Below are 1,482 nucleotides of genomic sequence, written 5' to 3'. Positions count from 1 at the left end.
TGTCGAGGCCAGATTCAGATGTCCGCTTCCCGGCTAGATAGAGATGTCCGGGTTTAAGGGGTTCAGGGGTTGCTTTTCATGGGTTAAAGATCACGCAGTGTCGAAGGATGGTGTTTGAATGGGCAGCGCGCTTACGTCCGTTCCCCTGTCCCTTGCAGACCTCCGGCCAGGTTTGTGATGTTGCGGTTGCATCTGTCTTTGCTGGGCAAGATCCACGATCGCATGTTCGACGTCGGCCTGTGTGAACTCGCGTTGCTTCTTCTTGCCTGGCATCCGACTTTGGACTTTGGTTGAAGCGCCCAGATGCGTGCGGGAAGGTGCCTTTCCGATGCGGCTGTTATCGCGTTGCGCCTGAAGCGCCTGCGAGACCTGCAACACGTGGGCGAGCCGTTTGTGTTCGACAATCGCACCCTGATCAATCTCAGCCAGCCGGTCATACTGTCTGCACGCCAGAATTCGGCCGTCCATCCTGAGCTCGATACGCCCATCCGGGTACTCCCAGACCTCGACATACCGATCGATCAGCTTCCGGTTCTCCGGTGTGTCATCCAGCAGATACATCACGCGGTCATATTGCACGGTCAACGACTTTGTCACCTTGCGCGTCTCGCGCCACGTCATCACCAACTCAAGGCTCTCATCAGCGCGCAGCGGCCGGTGTGCGTCAAAATCGCTCTTCGGGGGCTTGGCGAACCGGGCGTTATAAGCGGCCATGAAGATCGGGGCGTACGCATTGGCTTCGGCCACCGTGTTGATGCCGCGCAGCCTCAGTTCCTTGACGAGCCGGTCCTGCAGCGTCTGGTGCGCGCGCTCGACGCGGCCCTTGGCCGGGCTGCTGTTCGCGCAAAATGTGTCGATGTTCAGTTCGTACATTGCACGTCCAAAGTGGGTCACGCTATTGCCATCCTTGTTCGCGCCCGTTTTGCGAAACACGCTGTACTTGTCGCTATAGAGCGCGCCGGGTTTGCCATGGCGCTCGATGTATGCGCGCGTAGCTTCGAAATAACTGAAAGTTGATTCGGTCGCCGTGAAATGCAACGCCATCAGCCGGCTCGTCGCATCGTCGACATACACCAGCAGCGTGCAGGCCGGCGCCCGGTCCTCGAACCAGCGGTGGTCGCTGCCGTCGATCTGCACCAGCTCGCCCAGACACGCGCGCCGGGCCCGCGGCTGGTAGACCTTCGGCGGGCGCTGCCGGCGCGGTATCCACAGCCCGGCTTCCGTCATCAGCTTGCGTACGGTTTCCTTCGCGAGCCGGATGCCGTGACACTCGCGCAGCTTCTCGCACGCCAGGGTCGGGCCGAAATCGGCGTAGCGCTCACGGACGATGGCCAGAGCACGTTGGGCCAGTTCGCCGTCCAGTCTCCGATTCCCGGGCATACCGCGCTTGCAAGAGATCAGTCCAGCGGCGCCAGACTCGCGGTATCGGGCCACCAACCGCCGTACTTGCCTCGTCGTCAGACCCAGACGTTCGGCAGCACG

The 1,482-nt window shown here is 61.2% G+C and carries 1 protein-coding gene; it reads right to left on the bottom strand.

Translation table 11 applies throughout. From position 1 onward, the window contains the following. Positions 1–90 precede the first annotated feature (90 nt). Positions 91–1,482, bottom strand: a 1,392-nt coding sequence (locus tag AB4Y32_RS40275) for an ISNCY family transposase (protein ID WP_368726558.1), incomplete at its 5' end; no start/stop codon positions are given.

Origin of the sequence: Paraburkholderia phymatum, from assembly GCF_040965635.1 — a bacterium.
Lineage (GTDB): Bacteria > Pseudomonadota > Gammaproteobacteria > Burkholderiales > Burkholderiaceae > Paraburkholderia > Paraburkholderia phymatum_B.
This window is presented reverse-complemented; position numbering and strand designations above follow the sequence as displayed.